Genomic DNA, 23,426 nt, shown 5'->3' with positions numbered 1-23,426 from the left:
AAGACAAAATACGCTCTGTTAAATGATTATTAATATTCTTTAAGTTTTCTATCGTTTCTTTTGTAAAATAGTTAATGCAACTCGAATTTGTTCATATGGAACTTTTTCTCCTAAAAATTCAAAATACGGTTTTAATGCAGTTTCATTATTCAATACTTTTTTAGCATTTGCTACCAATTTTATTGTTTCTGGTGTTGTAAATTCATCGAGATTAATGTCCTTACCTTCTAAATATAATTTAGATAAGTGTGAAAATATAGTTGGTGCTTTCAATCCTCTTGCTTCTGCTATTTCTTCTACTGTCAAACCTTGACTATACAACTTATAGGTTTCTACTACCGTATCTTTCTTTTTTCTTTTTTTCTCTTGTAAGAAGTTTTTTATCTCTTCCATAAACTCCCCTCCATACACTTCTAATTTACGCTGTCCTACTCCACTAATTGCTAAAAATTCTTCATCTGATTGTGGACGTTCTCTTTCTATTTCTTTTAAGGTTGCATCGTTAAACACTAAATAAGCTGCAATATCTTCTTCTGTAGCAATTCTATAACGCAAAGCTCTTAAACGCTCAAATAAACTGTCTTTAGCAGTACTTTTTGTCAACTTGGTAACAGTTCTCTTCTCTTCTTTTTTGACTGCTACTGGGGTTGTTAACTCTACTTTTTCTCCTTTAAATAATACTTTACTAGAAAAATCGGTTAACTGTAATGCATTATTTAAGTGAAAAGCTATTTGACAAAAACCTTGATTCACTAATTGTACCATATAATGTTGCCAATCTTTCCATGAAATTTCTTTTCCAACGCCATACGTTTTTAAAGTATTGTATTGTTTATCTAAAACTGTCGCATTTTGTGCTCCTCGCAAAACGTCAATTACCGTTCCCATAGCTTCTTTTCCTTGTAATCTATAAATAGCTGACAAGGCTTTTTGTGCTATAACAGTTCCGTCAAAAAATTGTGGAGGGTTTTTACATACATCGCAATTACCACAGTTTTCTTCTATCAATTCTCCAAAATAACTCAGTAAAATTTTTCTCCTACAAACCGTAGCTTCCGCAAATTGCTTCATCCGATCTAACTTTGCTTCTTGTACTTCTTTATTTGTAGTATTTTCTATAAACTGACGTAATTGAATGACATCTGCATAACTATGAAATAGCAATGCTTTTGCTGGCAATCCATCTCTACCTGAACGTCCTATTTCCTGATAATAACCTTCAATATTTTTAGGCATATTGTAATGAATTACCCAACGTACATTCGATTTATCGATTCCCATTCCAAAGGCAACCGTCGCACAAATAATCTGCACATCATCTCTGACAAAAGCTTCTTGTGTTTTCGATCGTTCTTCTACGGCTAAACCTGCATGATATGCTCGAGCATCGATTTGTTGCTGCTGTAACTTTCTAGTTAATTGCTCAGTAGCTTTTCTACTCAAACAATAAATAATTCCAGATTCGTTAGGGTGCTCTTTAATAAAAGATATAATTTGTTTTATACGTTCGTTTCCAGGACGAACTTCTAGGCTAATATTTTCTCTATTGAAAGAATTGATAAATCTTATAGCCGAAGGAATTGCTAATTGTTTTATTATATCTTCTTGAGTAGCTTTATCTGCCGTAGCTGTTAAGGCTACCACCGGAACTTCTGGCAATGTTTTCTTTAGAAATGCTAGCTGTTTGTAGGAAGGTCTAAAATCGTGTCCCCAAGATGAAATACAATGTGCTTCATCTATAGCTACACAACTTACATAGGTTTGATTTAAAATATTTTGTAAAAAGGGTAAGCTTTCTGGTGCTACATATAATAGTTTAATTGTTTTTTCTGCAATTGCATTAAATACTAAATCTTGTTCTTCTTTAGATTGAGTGCTATTATAAAACATTGCAGGTATTCCATTAGCTTTTAAACTATCTACTTGATCTTTCATCAAGGCGATTAACGGTGAAATGACCAATGTTATTCCTTCAAAAAATAATGCAGGTAATTGATAGCAAATAGACTTTCCTCCTCCAGTTGGCATAATTACCAACGTGTCTTTCTTTTCTAAAATATTAGTTATGATTTCTTGTTGATTTAATCGAAAACTATCATAACCAAAATTTACTTTTAATTTTTCTAACAATTCTAATTCCGTAACCTTCATCTCACAAAAATAAGCATAAAAAAAGCGAAGGTTTTTACAACTTCGCTTTTTTAAATAATATTTTCCTTTTGCTTTTATTTAAGTTCGTCTAGTAATACATCAACTGCTTTTTTAAGTTGTGCATCTTCTCCTCTATCTTTCCATCCTGGTGCATTTTTTACAAGATAATCTGGAACTGCTGGTGCTTCATTTTCCATGTTTTTTCCAGATTCTTTTACATACCATGCTCTAAAAGGCATGCGAATAAATCCATTTTGTAATCCTGCTCCTCCTGTGGAAATTACGGCTCCAAAAGTTGGCTGACCAACTAGCTTTCCTAATCCTAAGTTTTTAAATGCATGTGAAAAAATTTCTGCATTAGAATAACTATTTTCATTACATAAAGCTACTACTGGTTTTGTATTAACCGATAAAATAGCACGCTCATTGAATGGATAATTCTTTCCGAATTTTTTATGATCTTTTAATGACTTTGCTGCTCCTCTTGGAACTGTGTATGCATGTTGCTTTACATTTAATACTGCCATTAATCTATCTGTAGTCCATCCACCTCCATTATAACGTACATCTATTACAATACCTTTCTTTCCGTATCCGCTTGCTTTTAATTCTCTTTCGAAACGCTCAAAACTTGGCTGGTTCATTCCTTGAATATGGATATACCCTAATTCTCCATTAGAATATTTATCTACTAATTCTTTTCTAGAACGTACCCATTCTTCGTATTGTTTTCTTCTTAAATTAGTTTCTGGTCTTAATACAACTTCTTTACCTGATTTTAATGTTAATAATGTTTCAGTATTTGCTGTATTTCTTAGTAAACTGTAAAAGTTTTTGTCTTTACCAACTTCAATACCATTAACATGTGTAATAACATCTCCTTGGTTTAATTTGCTTTTTGATTTATCTGAAACTGAATTTGGTAATATATAGTCTACTTTCGCTCCATCTTTTGTGTCTGCTACTTCTAATCCAAGTAATCCAACTTTGTCTGACGGATTTGGAGGTAAGAAATTTCTATATCCCATATGACTCGCATTCAACTGTCCTAATAACAAATTGAACATGTACGAATAATCTTGATCTGTAGTTGCAGATAATACCCAAGGTCTATATGTTTTCACCAATCCTTTCCAATCATATCCGTGGAAATCTGGATCGTAAAAACCAGCAGTTAATACACGAATTCCTTCATCAAAAACTTGCTCGTATTCTTTTTTCTTATTTTTAGTATACGTTGCTGAGTGTGGTAATGCAGTAACTTTATCTGATTTTGTATTTAGTTCTTTTAAAGTTCCTCCAGCCACAAAATAAAGTTTTCCGTTTTGTAGTGAAAATCTTCCTGCTCTTCCTGTTCCTTTTACAGCTTTAGGCTTAGAACCATCCCATTTTATTTTATATAAGTTTCTACGTTTTGTTGATGGGTCTGTAGCAGAATAGTAAATAAAATCGCTATCGTTACTAAATGCTAAGCTAAATTCATCGTCTGATAATGAAGTTACCTGTACTAATCTATCAAAAATTCTGTCTTCATCTATCTTTACTACTACAGCTTTCTTCTTAGGCTTTTTTCCTTTTGCTTTGTCTTTCTTCTTATCGCCTTTATCGTCTTTCTTTTTTTCATCTTCTTTGTAGTAATCTCCCTCTTCGTGGTCTAGTTTCGATTTTTCCCAATCTTCTTTTTGTAACCAAACCATCCAAACATCATAATTAATATCATTTCTGTTTGATAAGAAAGCTAGTTTTTTACCATCTGGACTCCAAACAGGGTTCATATCACTTCTAGGGTGCATACTTACATTCATTTTCTTGCTTTTATCAGCTATTGGTTGAATGAATATTTCAGTATCGAAATTTAAATCAGACTGTGAGTATGCAATATATTTGCTATCTGGACTCCAAGTAACTCCTTGTGCTGGTGCCCAACTATCTACAAAAACTTCTTTGTTTTTTAGTTTTCCATCTTTAATATCGGCAATAATTAATTTACCTCTTCCTACTTGGTAAGCGATCTTTTTCTGATCTGGCGAAATCTTAAAATTCTGAATATCTTCTTTTTCGCTCGTTAACTTTTCAGATTTAATTTTTAACGATCTTTCAATTCCAACTCTATCATCTGCAGATGTAGCCTTGTATAATTGAAACATTCCATCTCTATCTGATAAGAATACTACAGTTTTGTCATCTAACCAACCTGTATTTTTATCGCTAAATGCATCTTTACTTACATTATTAGCTCTCTTTTTTTCTTTATTATTTGGCTTCACAAAAACCTCCCCATCAATAGCTAATGCTGCTAATTTTCCATTTGGTGAAATAGAAAAACTTCCTACGCTTCTTGTTGTTGTTTTTGTTTCTTCTACGCTTGTTCTATTATCTGAAATAATATTCAATACTATTTTTTCAGCTTTTCCATTTTCAAGTTTATAAATATCTACTCCAGAAGTATACACAATTGTACCATTGTTGCTAACAGAAAAAGTGCGAACACCATTTTTATTTAAGTTCGTTAATTTTTCACTGTTTCCTTCAGCTACTCCATTACTGTTAATTTTTTGTTTATAGATATTGTATCTACCACTGGCTGCACCTACATAATATAAATTTCCAGTTGCATCCCACACAGGTGAATGATCGTTTTTATTACTTGTAGTAACTTGGTGATATTGATCTGTTTCTTTGTTATAAATCCACACATCTCTTTGTGCAGACCCTGAATAGTCTTCACGTGCAGTTCTACAAGCTCCTTTTACAAATGCTACTAATTTTCCATTTGGAGAAACTGAGGCCATTGCTCCATAAGCATTTATCAAACGTTTTGGAGTTCCACCTTTTTCATTAACTGTATAAATTTGTGAATCCCATTCTGGTCCAGAATATACACGGCGCGTTGTAAAAACAACATCTCCGTTTCCTGTCCAAGAAGTTGGAGTATTTGTAGTTGGATAATAAGTTAATTGTTTAGGAACTCCTCCTTGAGCAGAAGTAATAAATACATTTGTATTCCCTTTTCTATCAGAAGAAAAAGCTAATTCTCTTCCGTCTTTATTCCAAACAGGATCGCTTTCGTACCCTTTATGAATAGTTAATCTTTTAGATTGTTTTGTATTGAAATTGTATACCCAGATATCTCCATAATAACTAAATGCCATTTCATTAGCATTTGGACTTATTGCAGGTTTACGAATTAGTTGTGCTTGTACTACCGTATTACCTAGAAAAACGAGTAATACTAGTGATAGTAATTTTTTCAGATTCATTGTTTTAGATTTCATAACAACGAATTTAAAGTTTTGATTAAAGAATCGTATTTTTTTAAGACTCTTTAACACTATCCTTTTAATTCTTAAACAAGAAGTTAACAACTCACCTCCTAGTTTACTATAATGAAACTCTAAAATTTATAATCTCAGCTATAAATCAATTTTAATGCTTTTCTACTTCCTTTTTCAAAAACTAATATTATTCTAATAATAGATCATCAATTTTTTTCCTGAACTTTTTGCTATTCCAGTCTGCAGATCCTGATTTATCTAATCGGATATATCCTTCTTTATCTAAGATAAATGTTCTAGGAATAGAAGTAACAGGCGGTAGTTCGTTTAAGTAATTTTGATTTGATTGATATACTGGTAATTCATAATTATGTTTTTTGAAGAATTCATTTACAGCAGGCCAATCTTCATTTGTTATAAAAACAAATTCAACTTTATCTTCATAATCATTATAAAATTCCTGTATGTACGGTAATTCTGCAATACAAGGAGGACACCAAGTTGCCCAAAAATTTAAAAAAATAACCTTTCCTTTAAATTCTGAGAAGTTAATATTATCTGTATTTAATCCTGTTAAATTCCAATTGTAATTAAAAACTCGTGGGCTTCCTTCTACTTTATCTATAGAAGGAGAAAAAGACATTTGGCGTATAAACCATACTCTACTTGGTTTATACAGAAATAGAAATATAACTATGGCAAATAATATGTTCGATTTTGTAATGTATTTTTTCAATTCTTGTTAGATTTTTAATGTACCCCCATACATAATTATATACATCCTCTTTGTCTGTTTATTTTTTCAAAACTAACAATAGAGTTATTAAACTTATCATAATTTCATTAAAAAATACGATAATATATTCGTTGATTTTGTGTTATCTCTTCTTATTAATCAACTAAAAAACATAATATGAACCATTAAAACTTAATGTAAGTAATTTCTAGTTATTACTACTAATAATAGGTTTCTGGGCTTTTGATTTTTCTAATGTAGATTATTGAGAGTTCTTTAATTAATTTTATGACTTATGAAAGATAAATTAAAAATAGATATTGTGTCTGATGTTGTTTGTCCATGGTGTACTGTTGGATATAAACATTTACAAAAGGCAATTGATGATTTGAATCTTGAAGATCAAATAGAAATTGAATGGCAGCCTTTTGAATTGAATCCGCAAATGGGTGAAGATGGCCAGGGTTTAGTTGAGCATATAACGCAGAAATATGGTTCTACTAAAGAACAGCAAGAAGTAAACAGACAGCGCTTGATTGATGCAGGAAAAAATGTTGGTTTTACTTTTGATTATTACGATGGTATGCGTGTAGTTAATACATTTGATGCACATGTTTTATTAGAATATGCTAGAGAATTTGGTAAGCAAACAGCATTAAAAATGCGATTGACTACTGCTTTTTTTAGCGAACGAAAAGATGTTTCTAAAAGAGAGGTATTAGAACAAGCTCTTTTAGATGTTGGTTTAAATGCAGATGAGGCTTTGGCTAGACTTTCAGACGATGAAGCTCGTTTTGCTGTAAAAAGTAATGAACAACATTGGCAAAATTTGGGTGTTCGTTCTGTTCCAACAATTGTTTTTAACAGACAAGAAGCTGTTACAGGTGCACAACCAATAAGTGTATTTAAAAGTATTTTAAAACAGTTTACCGAAACTTCTTAGATTATAAGAAGAAAGACATATGATAAACCTCACAAATTTTGAAGACTTGTGAGGTTTTTATTTTGTAAAAAGATTTTACAATTACTCCATATCTCTTACCCATTTTATATCTTTCATTAATCTGTAATCTTCTAACCCTTTTCTTTCTGTATATAATTTTAATGTATCTCCTTCTACGATACCTTCAAAAACAAAAGTGTTTCTTTTCTCTTTTTTATATTTTAAGAGATTTGGAATTGCTGTTGTATCTCCATCTCTGTATAATTTTAGCTCTTTTTTTATTGTATCTGCTTTAAATGAAAATAGATTATCACTTTCATCTCCTTTTTTTAAGCTTAAATACCCTATTCTCCAAGAAGAGCCGTTTAACGAAAAGTTTTTCCATTTTTTATAATTAGGAGTTGTAAGAGAATCTCCATTTATTTTTTGTTGATTTACCGTAAACACACCAGTTAATGAAGGCACTTCGTTATTCTTATAATACCCTAATGATTCTTCTACAAAAAAGTAACTAGAAATTGCAAATAGTAGTAACAATATAGTTTTAAGATATCCTGCTATTTTTTTATACTTCGATCTTGAAAGCAATGATATTTCTACTTCTGGAACAGCAATTTTATTATACACGAAAACATTTAACAATCTGTTTTTATAATATAATAAAAGTACAATAACCATTGCTAGTAAATGAATTGCAAAATATTTAACAGAAACATCAAACCCAATATCTATGATAACTACATTTACCATAGCTATAAATAATATAAAAGCACCTAAAAAAGTAGTTCTTCTAAACAACAACAATGCACCTCCAATTACCTCTACCCATCCTGTAGTCATTGTATAAAATTTTGAATAACTCATAAAAGTCCATAGAAAACTCATTCCTGAATGATCTCCTATTGTACCTTCTAATCGATTGATATCCATTTGACCAAATTGCGTCATAAAAACCTTAGCTAATCCATATAAAACTAGTGTAAAACCAACATGATATCTTAAGACAACTTTGAGTATTTCTTTTAATTTATCATCGTATTTAAACTTGATTTTACTATTAATGAATGTCCATAATACAGATAATAATATTGCCAGAGTTGCTATGAGTAGAAATCTGCTAATGTCATATTTTGAATCGAATCCTTTGTTTAATGAGTTTTGGTATAAATCCCAACCAATAAAAGTTTTTCCAAACCAAATTGTGATTTTTTCCCAAACAGAAATGGTATCTGTTTTTAATCCGTAGATATATTCAAATCCATATGGATAGATATAGAGGATGAAATAGGTTAATGTAAACTTTACCAGAAACCTTTCAATACGAGAAGATTGTTCTTTTTCTATAGTTTTTTTCATAGTAGTTAAATTTGGTGGTTAGACTAACCACCAAATTTAACAGACTTTACGAAATTTCCAACTCCATTAATACCACTTTTATCTAATGCTTTTATAAATGCCGAACCTATAATGGCTCCGTTTCCATATTCGCAAGCTTTGGTAAATGTTTCGTTATCTGAAATTCCGAATCCTATAATTAATTTACTTTTCAAGTTCATTGATTTGATTCTTTCAAAGTAGTCTATTTGTTGCGAAGATATTTCTCCTTTTGCTCCTGTAATTGATGAAGATGCAACCATGTAAATAAATCCTTCAGTTAAATCATCAATCTTACGAATTCGTTCTTCTGGAGTTTTTGGTGTAATTAAAAATACATTGGTAATTCCGTACTTTTTAAATAAATCTCTATAATGATTTTCATATTCCACCATTGGTAAATCTGGGATAATAACTGTATCGATGCCACTATCAACTACTTTTTGACAAAAAGCATCTTCTCCAAATTTAATGATCTGATTTACATATCCCATTAACACCAATGGAGTCGTATTGGTTTCTTTAATCGCCTCTAACTGCTCAAAAACCACATCTAGATTCATTCCATTTTTAAGCGCTACAGAGCTACTATGTTGAATAGTTGGCCCATCTGCTAAAGGATCTGAATATGGTAATCCCACTTCAATAAAATCGACACCATTAGCTCCTAATTCAGAGATGATTTGCGCAGTTCCATTTAATTCAGGAAATCCTGCTGTAAAAAATATAGATAGTAAGTTTTTATCTTTGGTTTGAAATAATTGCTGTATTGAATTCATAATTTTCTAATATTAAATAGTAGAAGTCAGATGGTAAATAGATAAACGTTTTCTAATACGTATCATCTTCTGTAAAACAGTCTATTAACAAATAGATTATTCGCTACCCTTCGACTTTACTCAGGGATCGCTCAAAATGACATTACTCCTCTAAATGTTTTATATACGTTTGTAAATCTTTATCTCCTCTACCCGATAAATTAATAACCACTACTTGTTCTGGTTTTAAATCTAACTTTGGTAATACTGCAAATGCATGTGCCGATTCTAATGCAGGAATAATTCCTTCTAATCTCGTTAATTCAAAAGCAGCTTGTAAAGCTTCTTTATCGGTTGCATTCATAAATTTTGCACGTTTAGAATCGAATAAAAATGCATGTAATGGTCCTACTCCAGGGTAATCTAATCCTGCTGAGATAGAATAAGGTTCAACAATTTGTCCGTATTCGTCTTGCATTAAAATTGTTTTACTTCCATGAATTACACCTACTTCTCCTAGCTGAGAAGTGGCAGCACTTTCTCCTGAATCTACTCCTAAACCTGCCGCTTCTACAGCAATTAACTCTACTTTTTCATCTTCTAAATAATGGTAAAACGCTCCTGCAGCATTACTCCCTCCACCAACACAAGCAATAATGGTGTCTGGATTTTCTTTTCCTGTTTTCTCTTTTAATTGCCATTTCATTTCTTCAGAAATAACAGCTTGTAAACGCGCTACCATATCTGGATGTGGATGCGGCCCTACTACAGAACCTATTAAATAAAACGTTTCTGGGTTTTGAATCCAATAACGAATCGCTTCGTTTGTAGCGTCTTTTAACGTTTTACTACCACTTGTTGCTGGAATTATTTTCGCACCAAGCATTTTCATTCTAGCAACATTAGGAGCTTGACGTTCAATATCTTTTTCTCCCATGAAAACAATACATTCAACATCCATTAATGCACATACTGTAGCAGTTGCAACTCCATGCTGACCTGCACCTGTTTCGGCAATAATTTGCGTTTTCCCTAATCGTTTTGCTATTAGAATTTGCCCGATAGTATTATTTACTTTATGTGCTCCTGTGTGATTTAAATCTTCTCGCTTTAAATAAATATGTGCTCCATATTTGTCTGACAGACGATTTGCATAGTACAATGGACTCGGACGTCCTACATAATCTTTTAATAAAGCTTTGTATTCTTTTTGAAAAGATTCTGATTCAATAATTTGAATATAGTTCTCTTCTAATTCTTTTACGTTTGGATATAATAGTTCTGGAATAAATGCTCCTCCAAACTCTCCGTAATAACCGTTTTTATCTGGATTATATTTCATATTGTTTAGCTTTAGGTGTTGTGTTATTAAGCCTTTGCTATTTTATTTTTTGTCATTCTAAGGAATCGATAGATTCTTCACGTTGCCTTCAAGTTACCTCAGGCGCCGTTCAGAATGACAAAGACTAACTTTTTTCTATTTGTTTTTGAAACTTCTTTAATTTTTCTACCGATTTTAACCCTGGTTTTGTTTCAAACTTGCTATTTACATCTATAGCATATACTGGTAAATCTGTTCTCAGAATTTCTTTCACTGCTTTTACCTCATCTAATCCTATTCCTCCACTTAAAAAAAATGGTTTTGTTGAATTATATGCTTCTAACACTTTCCAATTGAATGTTACTCCATTTCCTCCTCTTTCTTTTCCTTTGGTATCAAATAAAAAATAGTCTACTATTTCTTCATAAGGAGTTAATACGGAGAAATCAAATGTGTCTTTAATTCCAAAGACTTTAATGATTTCGACCTTTGGTAAGTGTTCTTTTACTTGCTTTATATAGTCTACAGATTCATCTCCGTGTAACTGGAGTGCTTCTAGTTTATATTCTTCTGTTAGTGAAACTAAAATTTCTAAATATTCATTTACAAATACTCCTGTCTTCTTAATTCCTTTTGGAATTTCTGGAATTATTCCTTCAAAATTCCTTTTTGATCTTTCATAGAAAATAAATCCTAAGTAGTCTGGTTGTAACTCCCCTACTTGTTTAATATTTTCTACATATTTCATTCCGCAAACTTTTAGTTTCATGCTTCTAAAATTGTTTTCCAATTAGTTAGTTTTTCTGAAAATGTATAGGTAGCATTTGCTGGACTCGTTGATAATAATGTATGGTAATTGATATCTTCTCTTTTTGAGAAATATCGTTTATATAACTGTTCAGCTTTTTGCCCATTGAATCCAACTACACGAATACTTGGATGCCTTTCTAACAACGAAATAATTGCATTTGGTTCTTCGTTTTTAATATCTACATCTAGGCTTGATTTTCTATTTGCCGCCATACAAACATCCCAAAGCGCAATCTTATTTCGTTTTAAAAATGCTACTTTTTCTTCATAATCATTATGCTCTTCTTCTTTAAACAACGAAAATAAAATCTTCCAAAATGCATTTCTAGGATGTCCATAATACTGTTGTAGTCGCAGTGATTCTTTACCTGGTAAAGTTCCTAGAATTAATATTTTTGGATTGTTGCCAATAATAGGAGCAAATGATTTTTCCATTTAAGTGTTTTATCGAATTTGATTGATGAATTCTTGACACGCTTCTCCTGGATTTTCTTCCTTCATAAAGTTTTCTCCAATTAAAAACCCTTGGAATCCATATTCTTTTAAACCTGTAACAATTCTTGGACTGCTAATACCACTTTCCGATACTTTTACAGCACTATTTGGAATTTGATTTGCTAACTGAATCGAATGCTCTAAGTCTACTTTGAATGTTTTTAAATCTCGATTATTAATTCCTATAATTTTATTATCTAAATCAGAGATTTTATCTAAATCTTCCTGGTTATGAACTTCGTATAATACATCTAACCCTAGATCATTTGCTAATTGCCCATAATTCTTTAATTGTTCTGCTGTTAAACAAGCTGCAATTAATAAAATCACATCCGCTCCAATAGCTTTTGCTTCTACAATTTGAAATCCATCTACCACAAAATCTTTACGAAGAATTGGACGGATTTCGTTTACATTTCTCGCCTCCATTAAATCTGCCATGGTTCCTCCAAAAAACGAAGTGTCTGTTAATATAGATTGCGCAGCTACATTTGCATCTAAATATCCATTGGTTACTTCAGTTACAGATACTTTATCGTTGATAATTCCTTTGGATGGTGATTGTCGTTTAAATTCAGCAATAATTCCTGTAGAATTTGCATCGGTTAATGCTGCTTTTAAAGAAAGTGGTGTACGCTTAAAGTTTGGACTTTCCACTAATTTTTTAACAGGTACTTCCGATTTTATTTTGGCTATTTCCTGTTTTTTAAAGTTTATTATTTTTTCTAAAATTGTCATTTCTTCTTTTGTTAGTTCGAGTAAAATTAAAAGTTATGCTTCTCATAAATTATACTCGACGTGACATTTATTCGATATATTATTATTTGTCATTGCGAATGAAGAGTAACGAAATGAAGCAATCTGTTTTTTAATAAGATCACTTCGTCGTGCCGTTCCACATGACTCAGGCAACTCCTCGTAATGACGCTATTTAATTTACTAGTTTTTCCAAACACTCTTTTGCTTTCCCTCCAAATAAAGAAGTTTTTGCTTCTTCAAAAGCTGTGGCAAAGTCTTTATTTAAGTCTACAATTGTTAAGGCAAATGCAGCATTGGTAAGTACTACATTGTTTTGCGCTTTTGTTCCTTCTCCGTTTAAGATGGTTTTAAAAATCTTTGCTGCTTCAGCTACAGAATTTCCTCCATAAATATCGGATTGTTGTACACGCTGTATTCCAAAGTCTTCTGGAGTAATTAATTGCTCTCCTTGTTTCGTAAATAACTTGAATCCTCCAGTTAATGAAATTTCATCATATCCATCTAAAGCATGTACAATTCCATAGTTTGTTCCTTCTACTTGTAGGATATAATTATACAATCGTGCCACCTCTAAATTAAATGTTCCTAACAATTGGTTTTGCGCAAAACTTGGATTTACCAAAGGTCCTAACATATTAAAGAATGTTTTGAGCTTTAACGCTTTCCTAGTAGGTCCAACTGCCTTCATTGCTGGATGAAACTTAGGCGCATGTAAAAAACAAATATTTGCTTTTTCTAACTGAGATTTTAACACAGTTTCATCGTTTGTAAATTCATACCCAAAGCTTTCTAACATATCTGAAGAACCTGACTTTGAAGAAACAGAATAGTTTCCATGTTTAGCTACTTTTTGTCCTGTTCCTGCCACAATAAAAGACGTTAATGTAGAAATATTAAACGTGTCTTTTCCATCTCCTCCTGTTCCTACAATATCTATCGTATTAAACTCTGAAAGATCAACTTTTATCGCTAATTCTAATAACGCTTCTCGGAAACCTGCTAGCTCATCAACCGTAATAGGACGCATCATAAATACTGTTAAGAAAGAAGCCAAATGTGCATCGTTATATACTTCCTTTGCAATGTTTATTAAAATTTCTTTTGCTTCCGATTTAGAAAGCCTTTTGTGCTGATATAAATTATTTAATATATCCTTCATCTTTATGACTTTACACTATTAATAAAATTACGTACCAATTGCTCTCCTACTTCTGTTAAAATGCTTTCTGGGTGAAATTGTACTGCGCTAATTTGATGTTCGGTATGACGAATCGCCATAATACCACCTTCTTCATCTATTGCAGTAACTTGTAATTCTACTGGCAAATCTTCTTTAGATGCTATCCAAGAATGGTAACGAGCTGCTGGAAATGTTTCTGGTACACCTTCAAAAATAACAGCTTCTGGTTGCGTTACTTTCATATCTGTTGCTACACCATGGAAAACTTCATTCATATTGATAATTTTCCCTCCAAAAACTTCTGTAATTGCTTGTAATCCTAAACAAACTCCGAAAATTGGTTTCTTACCTGCGTATGTTTTAATTACTTCTTTTAAAATTCCCGCTTCCTCAGGTATTCCTGGTCCAGGAGACAACATAATTAAATCGTACGTTCCTACTTCTTCAATAGCTATTTCATCATTTCTATATACATCTGGATACGTTCCTGTAATTTTTTCCACCATATGTACTAAATTATAGGTAAACGAATCGTAATTATCTAATATTAATATTTTCATTTTTAAAATGCTTTTGGCTATAAGTTTATAAGCAACTAGCTCTTTTAACTTATTGTATTTTTTAAATATTCTCCGCTAGGATCAATGCTTTTTTTAATGCTGCTAGTTTATTATTTACTTCTTGCAATTCACTTTCTTCATTCGAATGAATTACAATTCCCGCTCCTGCTTGGTAGTACAACACGTTGTTCTTACTCACAAACGATCGAATTCCAATGGCTAAATTTACATCTCCATTTAGTCCCATAATTCCCACTGCTCCACCATAAAAACCTCTTGATTGATTTTCATATTTATCAATTAATTCCATTGCTTTGTATTTTGGCGCTCCACTTAACGTTCCTGCTGGAAATGTATCTCCAACAATCTTTATTGGATCACCTTTTAGTTGCCCTTGTACTGTAGAAACTAAATGAATTACATGACTAAAATATTGTACTTCTTTAAAGACTTCTACAGTTACATCTTCTGCATGTTTGCTTAAGTCGTTTCTTGCTAAGTCAACTAACATTACATGTTCTGCAGTTTCCTTTTTATCGTCAGAAAGTTTTTTTCCTAACTTAATATCTTCTGCCATATCTCCCGTTCTTCTGAAAGTCCCAGCAATTGGATTGATAATAGCTTTTCCGTTATTAATTTTGATTTGTGCTTCTGGTGAGGATCCCATTAATTTAAAACTTCCGTAATCGAAATAGAATAAATAGGGCGATGGATTTATAGAACGTAAGGCTCTATACACATTGAATTCATCTCCTTTATATTGTTGTTGAAATTGTCGCGATAATACTAATTGAAATACATCTCCTCTTTTACAGTGTGCTTTGGCTTTCTTTACATTCTCTATAAACTCTTCACTCGTAACATTTGAAGTCTCTTCTCCTTCAATTTCAAACTTTTGTGTATTGAATGTTTGTGCTTCAATAATCGTTTCTATTTCTGCTAATCTAGAATCCGCCCCGGCTTCAAGGTTTTCTATCAATTGCATTTCATCATTAAAATGATTGATTGCAATGATGAATCGGTAAAAGCTATACTGCATCATTGGAATTGCAGAAGGAGCATCAGGATTTGTTAGTTTAATGGTTTCAAAATATTGAACACTATCAAATGTTGTATATCCATATAGGCCATTAAAAGACTTTAAAGATTCTTCACAATCTAAATCAATTAGTTTTGTAAAATCATTGAACAACTCATTAAAATTTCTACCTATTTTATGAGTTGCTACTTCTTTATTTTTCAAATAAATTGAAAAATCATCTTTATCTGCTTTAAATGACACCATAGGCTCTATACAAATAAAAGAGAAACTTTCTTCCTTGCTATGGTAATCTGAACTTTCTAATAATAATGTATTCGAATATTTATCTCTTAAACGTAAGTATAAACCTACGGGAGTTACTGTGTCTGAAATCTTTTTCTTACAAAGTGTTTTAAATTGTAATGGTTTCATTTGTTTTTGGTCAATAAAAAAAGGCTTATCATGAGATAAGCCTTTTAGTTAATATTTATATATAACAAGATGGTCTCACTAACGTAAGTTAAGAGATTTCCACCACCAGTTATTTAATTGTATCATTTTCATTTGCAACAAATTTATAAAGTCATTTTATTCTAAACAAGAATTATTTGAAATTTATTTTGTTTGATAATATTGTAATGCATTAATAACGTACACCATAGGAGCATTCCAATTAATCGTAACTTCATTTGACGCATACGAACACCAAGTATCTGAATATGATTTTGCAGGCATTTTACTTATGTATTTACATTTATCTTGTTGTCCAGGTTGTGGTCCGCCTACTACCATCCCTGGAACTGGCTCTTTCACATTATCTGCTTCTGAAGTTCTATGATGTGGATTTTGTGCCGATTGTTCTCCTTGTCCTGTTATGTAAGAAACCCCTACTCCATTTCTTCCTAACAAATAATCTACTCCAATAAAAACAGCTTTTAAAAAAGAATCTTCTTTCGTAATTTCATAAGCCTTCATTAGATACATGAGTTGATTCCCTGCTACTCCATTACTTCCCCAAACATAATCTGAAGTATTCATTGCAATTTGCATAGGAGATTTTTCAATTCTATCTTTTAACTCGTTTGCTTTTTCTAAAAAAATCTTTTTTGCTTCAGTTATATTTATGAACCCTGAAAGTTGTTTTTGATGTCTTAAAATACTATACAAAGCCAAAGCGCTTGTATCTTGCCACCAAGGAATTTTATTAGAAATTTCAGAAATCTTAATCGCTTTTTTATATGTTTCTTTTTTAGTAGTGATAAATAACTCTACAGCTGCCCATTGAAATTCTCCTTTTAAATCTGAATCTTCATACTGACCTGTTCGCACTCCTTTTGGATTCAAAAAATAATCTTTAGGATGCTTCTTTGCCCAACTATATGCTTTTTCCGAAGCTATTAATAATTGTTTCGCATATGCTTGCTTTCCACCTATACCTGAAAATATTCTTGCTGCTAAAGCTGTTACTCCAGCAAAATTTAATGCTGCTGATGTACTTTTTTGAACTACATATCTATCAAAAGTGTATTTATTAGGCATAATTACCCCAGAAAATTGTAGCCCTGTTAATTTATGATACACACCTCCATCGTTGGGATCTTGCATTGCTAACATCCAATCCAAATTCCATTTTACCTCATCTAAAATATCAGGCAATTCATTCTCCGATTCTGGAATGTTGAATTTTTGCCTATTGTAATAGTTTGTATAATTTTCATACGCGCTTAATAAAGTGTATGTACTGATACCACTATTCGTTATGTATTTATTATAATCTCCAGCATCAAACCAACCTTTCGTTGCATTTATAATAGTTCCTTCTGGTCTTTTCTTTGTTGCGGCTGAAGCATGTATTTTTACTTTTCTATCTAATAATCCTACTCCTCGTTTCCACTTACCTCCATATTTTTCAGTTATAGATGTAGAAGCTCTATTAAAATAGTAATACTTAAAAACATCTTCCGCTAACTTTTTGTAGGGATTATAAACTACTTTAAAGTGTTTCTTTACTCCATCAACAGTAATAGTATAAACTCCTCCAATATTTATGTTTGTAACATCTACAATAGCAACATACTCATTTGCATCTTTCCATAAAACACTTTCTAAAGTTTGACCTTTTTCTACAACTTCTCCTTTATTATTACTTATAAAGTATTTCAAATTGCTAAAAGAAGTATTAGAAACCACCGCTATTAATTTGGGCTGATTAATCGCGTAACCTACCTGATTGACCCTAATGGCAAAACCACCCTCACTTAACTCTTTTAAAAAGAACTGATTTTCAACACTATGAACTACTCGTGAAGTTATTTGCAAATAGAAAAACAGTAATATATATTTTAAAAAAGCATTCATTTTATTGCAGTTTTACAGATTTATTTAGAATATTCTTACAATTTACTAGAATTATTCCATCAAAAAATATCAAACTTTAATTCAATTCGAACAAAAAACAATTTAAAGTAACATTTAAACAATAAAAAGCAGCTTAAAGTTTCATTTTAAAACTATTTTAAAAATATTAGTTTTTAATAAAAACTAAATTAAAGTAATTTGAACCATAATTAAAACTTAAAATTATCATTGATTATGTGCGGAATTGTATGTGCGTTTGACTTAAAAGAAAAATCTGATGCGTTAAGACCTCAGATATTAGAGATGTCTAAAAAGATTCGTCACAGAGGACCAGATTGGAGCGGAATTTACAGTGATGATAAAACGATAATGGCTCATGAAAGATTAGCTATTGTAGACCCTACCTCTGGACAACAACCTTTATTTAGTAGCGATAGAAGATTTGTATTAGCTGCTAATGGAGAAATATATAATCATCAAGAGCTAAGAGCTCAATTTAAAGATAAGTTTGAATTCCAAACAAAATCTGATTGTGAAGTAATTATTGCTTTATACCAAGAGAAAGGTGTTGAGTTTTTAGATGACTTAAATGGAATTTTTGGGTTTGCTGTATACGATGCTAAAACTGATGAATATTTAGTCGCTAGAGATCATATGGGAATCATTCCTTTATATATGGGATGGGATAAAAAAGGTACTTTTTATGTTGCTTCAGAATTGAAAGCACTAGAAGGTTTTTGTAACAAAATAGAAGTTTTTCCTCCAGGGCACTACTATACTAGAGAGGATGGTTTACAGCGTTGGTATTCTAGAGATTGGATGGAACACGAAGCAGTGAGAGAAAACCAAACTAGTATTGATGAATTGAGAGATGCTTTAGAAGCCGCTGTACATCGTCAATTAATGAGTGATGTTCCTTATGGAGTATTATTATCTGGCGGATTAGACTCTTCTATCACTTCAGCCATTGCAAAGAAATATGCTTCTAAGAGAATTGAAAGTGGAGATGAAGAAGAAGCTTGGTACCCACAGCTACACTCTTTTTCTATTGGATTAAAAGGTTCTCCTGATTTGGCTGCTGCAAAAAAAGTATCTGATCATATTGGAACTATACATCACGAAATCACTTTCACTATCCAAGAAGGTTTAGATGCTATTCGTGACGTTATTTACAACTTAGAAACCTATGATATTACTACTATTAGAGCTTCTACTCCTATGTACTTAATGGCTCGAGTGATAAAATCTATGGGAATTAAAATGGTGTTATCTGGAGAAGGTGCTGACGAAATTTTTGGTGGATATTTATATTTCCATAAAGCTCCAGATGCAGAAGAATTCCATAAAGAAACGGTTAGAAAATTAGATAAACTTTATCAATACGATTGTTTAAGAGCCAACAAAAGTTTAATGGCTTGGGGAATTGAAGGACGCGTTCCTTTCTTAGATAAAGAATTTATGGATATTGCCATGCGTATTAACCCAGAAGATAAAATGATTAATGGTGAACGTATGGAGAAATGGGTCTTACGTAAAGCTTTTGAAAGCTATTTACCTGAAAGTGTTGCTTGGAGACAAAAAGAACAATTTTCTGACGGGGTTGGCTACAATTGGATTGACACTCTAAAAGATTTAGTAGAACAAGAAGTTACTGATGAAATGATGCTTAATGCACATCATAGATTCCCAGTTCAAACACCTAGAGCTAAAGAAGAATATTATTATCGCTCAATATTTGAAGAACATTTCCCAAGTGAAACTGCAGCTTTAACGGTTCCATCTGTACCATCTATTGCATGTAGTACACCAACTGCTTTAGCTTGGGACGAAAGTTTTAGAAACCAAAATGAACCTAGTGGAAGGGCTATTAAAATGGTTCACGAAGATGCATATTAATGTATCTATAATTTTAAATTTTAGTTGTGTTAAGATCCTGTAATTACAGGATCTTTTTTATGTTTTATTGGGTTATTCATAGAAAGCATTATTCTAAATAACAGATTCTTCGTTTTACTCAGAATGACATTATCTTTAATTCTACATTATAGAATCTCATAAAAAAACCTCGTTAAAAACGAGGTTTTCCAATTTAAACTAAATATCCATTAGTTGGAAGCTACAAAGAAAGGCGCTAAATTTACTTTTGCATTTCCTCTTGCTCCCATATGGTTTGTATAACTCTTATTTTTTTCAATAGTATAAAAAGAGTCTACATAATCATCATTATTTGTATACCATTGGTCTGGCATTGCTTGAATAATAGCCCCAGCAACTTGCCCTAATACATTAACCCAAGGTTGCGTAGATACTGTACCAATAATTTGAAAAACTCCACCTATAATTGTAGATACTAAATTCTTGTAATTTACATTATCATCTTTTTCAAACAATTGAATATTTGCAGCTTGATACTGATAATCATCCCAGAATAATAAAATCTGATTTGGATAATAATCTGTTCCGTCATAATCTAAATAATACATTGGAATTACCTTAATCTCAGGTGAATTATCTGCATCTTTTATACCCGAAGTTATTGCATAAACTTCAGCAGCTCCACTAATCCAAGGCTCTTCATCATTATTTAATCTAATCTTATTTAATTTAGTAGTTTCTAATCCATTTGCTTTTGAAGCAGTATTAAAATCATTCTTCATGTTCTTTAATCTTGAATTCTGAACTCCTGCTTGTCTTAAGTATTCATTCATAAATTCTACTTCTTTTTTCAATGTTTCAAAACCATCAGTCTCTATTACAATAACTGGTTGTTTTGGTGCTTTTTTTGCATCTAAATACACCAATTCTTTGTTAATTGTATACGCTTCAATAACAGACCAGTTTTTTTCATTTCCTTCTGGAGCAAACGAAAACAAAACATTAGACATGTCTGTGAACTGATCTGGACGATGCATCCACACTTCTAAAATTTCGATTTTTTCAGGCTGTGCACCTTTAGCAAAGGTCTCTAGTTTGTTTGTTTCCGCCAATAAATCCTGATACGGTTTTTCTTGCTCTACGAACGAAGATGTTTCATTCAAGATTTTAGAGAGCGGTACACTTGGTTGTTGTTTTTTCAATAAACCTAAAGTTGTACTTCTGAAATCTTTATTGTTCATTAAATCAATAAATTCCATTGTTACATTCTTTTTGTTTACAGATGTACTTGTTTCTGGCACAATGCTTTGCGGCTCTAAATTTAAATCTTCTGAATTATTACACGAAGTAATTAATGTTGTAGCAACGATTGTGCTTAATAAAATTCGAGGGAATCTCATTTTTGTTTGGGTTTTTAATTTGTTAATACTCAGTTAAAAATATAAAATTTTATCAAAAATTAAACAAAAACACAAAAAACAATAAAAAAACACACTTTTTTAAGGTTTTTGTAATTTTATCAATATTTACTTAACATCAAATTAACAATTAAAAAACCTATCTTTTTAACACCTATTTAAAAGCCGTTAAACCTAAAAACATCATTTTTCAATTCTGCATTATCAATACAAAAACTAAAAACTCTTTTTAACATCATTTTTAGACGATTTAAGACACTTTTTGTTTTTAAACAATTGTTGATAATTTCCGTATAAAAACGCTTAAAAATTACATTTCATACATAAAAATATGTAACTTTGTATGCTATCAATTCGCTATTACAGCGATTTTTTTATGGGAACAAATCAGCATTACTTAGCCGCCTCTCCCTAAAGTAATGTTTTAAATAAAAGTATTAAAACTCAAATATATGAGCGAAGAAAAAAAGCACAATTATTCTGCCGATAGTATTCAGGCGTTAGAAGGAATGGAGCACGTACGTATGCGACCATCCATGTATATCGGTGATGTTGGTGTTCGTGGTTTACACCACTTAGTTTATGAAGTAGTAGATAACTCTATTGATGAAGCATTAGCTGGCCATTGTGATGTAATCTCTGTAGATATTAACGAAGATAATTCTATTACTGTTAGAGATAACGGTCGTGGTATCCCTGTTGGTTTACACAAAAAAGAAGGTGTATCTGCACTTGAAGTTGTAATGACTAAAATTGGTGCTGGTGGTAAATTCGACAAAGATTCTTATAAAGTATCTGGTGGATTACACGGTGTAGGTGTTTCCTGTGTAAATGCCTTATCTGACCACTTGAAAGCAACAGTACATAGAGATGGAAAAATTTGGCAACAAGAATACGAAAGAGGTAAAACTTTATATCCAGTAAAAACTACTGGAGAAACAGATATAACTGGTACTGAAGTAACCTTCTTACCTGATCGATCAATTTTCCAACAAACGGTAGAATATAATTACGATACGCTTGCAACACGTATGCGTGAATTAGCCTACCTTAATAAAGGAATTACAATTACGCTTACAGACAAACGTAATAAAGATGATGAAGGAAATGACATTTCTGAAACATTTCACAGTACAGAAGGTTTATCTGAATTTGTTAAATATTTAGATAGCACTCGTACTTCAGTAATTCAGCACGTGATTTCTATGGAAGGTGAGAAAAACGGTATCCCTGTTGAAGTTGCCATGATATACAACGATTCTTATGCTGAGAATTTACATTCATATGTAAATAACATTAACACTCACGAAGGAGGAACACATTTATCTGGTTTCCGCCGTGGTTTAACACATACGTTAAAAAAGTATGCTGATGAATCTGGACTTCTAAAAAATGTAAAGTTTGAAATATCCGGAGATGACTTCCGCGAAGGTTTAACTGCTATAGTTTCTGTAAAAGTTGCTGAACCTCAATTCGAAGGACAGACGAAAACCAAATTAGGAAACAGAGAGGTTACTTCTGCGGTATCTCAAGCTGTATCTGAAATGTTAACAGATTATCTTGAAGAGAACCCTAACGATGCGAAAACGATTGTACAAAAAGTAATCTTAGCAGCTCAAGCGCGTCATGCAGCTAGAAAAGCTAGAGAAATGGTACAACGTAAAACCGTAATGAGTATTGGAGGCTTACCTGGTAAACTATCTGATTGTTCTGAAACAGATCCTGCACAATGTGAGATCTTCTTAGTCGAGGGAGATTCGGCAGGTGGTACTGCTAAACAAGGGCGTGATCGTAACTTCCAAGCTATTTTACCATTACGTGGTAAAATATTAAATGTTGAAAAAGCAATGCAACATAAAGTTTTTGAAAATGAAGAAATCAAAAACATGTTTACGGCTTTAGGTATTACTATTGGAACCGAAGAAGATCCGCGTGCTTTAAACTTATCAAAATTACGTTATCATAAAGTTGTAATTATGTGTGATGCCGATGTTGATGGTTCTCACATTGCTACATTAATTCTTACATTCTTCTTCCGTTATATGCGTGAAATGGTAGAGCAAGGATATATTTATATTGCTACTCCTCCATTATACTTAGTTAAAAAAGGACAGAAAAGAGAATACGCTTGGGATGATAACCAACGTGATTTAATTAACCAAAAAATGGGTGGTGGAGCATCCATTCAGCGCTATAAAGGTCTTGGAGAGATGAATGCTGAGCAATTATGGGATACAACTATGAATCCTGAATTCAGAACTTTACGTCAAGTAACAATTGAAAACATGACTGAAGCAGACAGAATTTTCTCTATGCTAATGGGTGATGAAGTACCTCCACGTAGAGATTTTATTGAAAAGAATGCTAAATATGCTAATATAGACGCATAATC

Annotated in this window: 17 protein-coding genes; 3 read left to right on the top strand and 14 right to left on the bottom strand. The window is 31.9% G+C overall.

What is annotated here, in order from left to right; translation table 11 throughout:
• Window positions 1-48: 48 nt before the first annotated feature.
• The 3 genes from recQ to ACKTTC_RS19725 form a co-directional block, all read right to left on the bottom strand.
• The gene (gene recQ, locus ACKTTC_RS19735) at window positions 49-2,151 is read right to left on the bottom strand and encodes a DNA helicase RecQ (RefSeq protein ID WP_408041591.1); all 2,103 of its coding nucleotides are present in this window, start codon (window positions 2,149-2,151) and stop codon (window positions 49-51) included.
• A gap of 74 nt (window positions 2,152-2,225) precedes the next feature.
• A complete protein-coding gene (locus ACKTTC_RS19730) occupies window positions 2,226-5,426 on the bottom strand; it encodes a S41 family peptidase (protein WP_408041590.1) in 3,201 nt (1,066 codons plus the stop codon).
• Between the two features lie 187 nt (window positions 5,427-5,613).
• Window positions 5,614-6,162: a TlpA family protein disulfide reductase gene (locus tag ACKTTC_RS19725; protein WP_408041589.1), complete on the bottom strand. Its 549-nt coding sequence runs from the start codon at window positions 6,160-6,162 to the stop codon at window positions 5,614-5,616.
• A 295-nt stretch (window positions 6,163-6,457) separates the two neighbouring features.
• On the opposite strand from ACKTTC_RS19725, the gene ACKTTC_RS19720 reads away from it, so the two are divergent.
• Window positions 6,458-7,105: a DsbA family oxidoreductase gene (locus ACKTTC_RS19720; protein ID WP_408041588.1), complete on the top strand. Its 648-nt coding sequence runs from the start codon at window positions 6,458-6,460 to the stop codon at window positions 7,103-7,105.
• Between the two features lie 81 nt (window positions 7,106-7,186).
• Here the strand turns inward: ACKTTC_RS19720 and ACKTTC_RS19715 are convergent, their stop codons facing one another.
• From ACKTTC_RS19715 to ACKTTC_RS19670, 10 genes are all read right to left on the bottom strand, one after another.
• Window positions 7,187-8,461, bottom strand: a complete 1,275-nt coding sequence (locus tag ACKTTC_RS19715) for a DoxX family protein (RefSeq protein ID WP_408041587.1) — start codon at window positions 8,459-8,461, stop codon at window positions 7,187-7,189.
• Between the two features lie 23 nt (window positions 8,462-8,484).
• A complete protein-coding gene (gene trpA, locus ACKTTC_RS19710; protein ID WP_408041586.1) occupies window positions 8,485-9,258 on the bottom strand; it encodes a tryptophan synthase subunit alpha in 774 nt (257 codons plus the stop codon).
• Between the two features lie 142 nt (window positions 9,259-9,400).
• Window positions 9,401-10,579 carry a tryptophan synthase subunit beta gene (gene trpB / locus ACKTTC_RS19705; RefSeq protein ID WP_408041585.1) on the bottom strand — a complete coding sequence of 393 codons (1,179 nt, stop codon included), beginning with the start codon at window positions 10,577-10,579 and terminating at the stop codon, window positions 9,401-9,403.
• 124 nt (window positions 10,580-10,703) lie between these two features.
• A complete protein-coding gene (locus ACKTTC_RS19700; RefSeq protein ID WP_456243516.1) occupies window positions 10,704-11,327 on the bottom strand; it encodes a phosphoribosylanthranilate isomerase in 624 nt (207 codons plus the stop codon).
• Window positions 11,324-11,803: a DNA-deoxyinosine glycosylase gene (locus tag ACKTTC_RS19695; RefSeq protein WP_408041583.1), complete on the bottom strand. Its 480-nt coding sequence runs from the start codon at window positions 11,801-11,803 to the stop codon at window positions 11,324-11,326. The genes ACKTTC_RS19700 and ACKTTC_RS19695 overlap by 4 nt, the downstream gene beginning before the upstream one ends.
• Before the next feature lie 9 nt (window positions 11,804-11,812).
• Entirely contained in the window at window positions 11,813-12,601 is a 789-nt protein-coding gene (gene trpC / locus ACKTTC_RS19690) for an indole-3-glycerol phosphate synthase TrpC (RefSeq protein WP_408041582.1), read from the bottom strand.
• 193 nt (window positions 12,602-12,794) lie between these two features.
• Window positions 12,795-13,781, bottom strand: coding sequence for an anthranilate phosphoribosyltransferase (gene trpD, locus ACKTTC_RS19685; protein ID WP_408041581.1), 987 nt, complete (start codon window positions 13,779-13,781; stop codon window positions 12,795-12,797).
• A 2-nt stretch (window positions 13,782-13,783) separates the two neighbouring features.
• Window positions 13,784-14,362: an anthranilate synthase component II gene (locus ACKTTC_RS19680; RefSeq protein WP_408041580.1), complete on the bottom strand. Its 579-nt coding sequence runs from the start codon at window positions 14,360-14,362 to the stop codon at window positions 13,784-13,786.
• Window positions 14,363-14,423: 61 nt separating this feature from the next.
• Window positions 14,424-15,815 (bottom strand): anthranilate synthase component I family protein, encoded by a 1,392-nt coding sequence (locus tag ACKTTC_RS19675; protein ID WP_408041579.1) that lies wholly within the window; start codon window positions 15,813-15,815, stop codon window positions 14,424-14,426.
• A gap of 183 nt (window positions 15,816-15,998) precedes the next feature.
• Window positions 15,999-17,741: a glycoside hydrolase family 9 protein gene (locus tag ACKTTC_RS19670; protein WP_408041578.1), complete on the bottom strand. Its 1,743-nt coding sequence runs from the start codon at window positions 17,739-17,741 to the stop codon at window positions 15,999-16,001.
• Between the two features lie 234 nt (window positions 17,742-17,975).
• Here ACKTTC_RS19670 and asnB point away from each other — a divergent pair, with 234 nt between their 5' ends.
• Window positions 17,976-19,637: an asparagine synthase B gene (gene asnB / locus ACKTTC_RS19665; protein WP_408041577.1), complete on the top strand. Its 1,662-nt coding sequence runs from the start codon at window positions 17,976-17,978 to the stop codon at window positions 19,635-19,637.
• A 209-nt stretch (window positions 19,638-19,846) separates the two neighbouring features.
• On the opposite strand, the gene ACKTTC_RS19660 is transcribed toward asnB, so the two are convergent.
• Entirely contained in the window at window positions 19,847-21,016 is a 1,170-nt protein-coding gene (locus ACKTTC_RS19660; protein WP_408041576.1) for a DUF3103 family protein, read from the bottom strand.
• A gap of 470 nt (window positions 21,017-21,486) precedes the next feature.
• Between ACKTTC_RS19660 and gyrB the strand changes: the two genes are divergently transcribed.
• Window positions 21,487-23,424 (top strand): DNA topoisomerase (ATP-hydrolyzing) subunit B, encoded by a 1,938-nt coding sequence (gene gyrB, locus ACKTTC_RS19655; RefSeq protein WP_408041575.1) that lies wholly within the window; start codon window positions 21,487-21,489, stop codon window positions 23,422-23,424.
• Window positions 23,425-23,426 lie beyond the last annotated feature (2 nt).

It is taken from the genome of Tenacibaculum amylolyticum (assembly GCF_964511145.1).
In the GTDB taxonomy this organism is placed as follows: Bacteria; Bacteroidota; Bacteroidia; order Flavobacteriales; family Flavobacteriaceae; genus Polaribacter; species Polaribacter amylolyticum.
Note: the sequence above shows the minus strand (reverse complement) of the source record. Positions and strands in the feature narration are given on the sequence as shown.